Below are 254 nucleotides of genomic sequence, written 5' to 3'. Positions count from 1 at the left end.
CCGTCTTGGACAACGCGGCCGTTTAAAGTGGTCACAATCCGCAAATTAGTGGGATCTACCCCGGTAACGATGCACGGTCCCAAAGGTCCGAATGTATCAAATCCTTTGCCCCGCGTAAACTGTGGATCTTTTTTTGTAAGATCTCTTGCTGTGACGTCATTAAATATCGTGCAACCGAACACATAATCAAGCGCATCTTCTTCTTTGATGTTTTTTCCGCGCTTTCCAATCACCAAGGCTACTTCCCCTTCGAG

The 254-nt window shown here is 46.9% G+C and carries 1 protein-coding gene; it reads right to left on the bottom strand.

Annotated elements, in window-relative coordinates:
• On the bottom strand, positions 1-254 hold a 254-nt coding region (locus FNK51_RS26210), incomplete at both ends, for a fumarylacetoacetate hydrolase family protein (protein WP_181762362.1).

Source organism: Bacillus sp. B4EP4a (assembly GCF_006680105.1).
In the GTDB taxonomy this organism is placed as follows: domain Bacteria; phylum Bacillota; class Bacilli; order Bacillales; family DSM-1321; genus Peribacillus; species Peribacillus simplex_E.
This window is presented reverse-complemented; position numbering and strand designations above follow the sequence as displayed.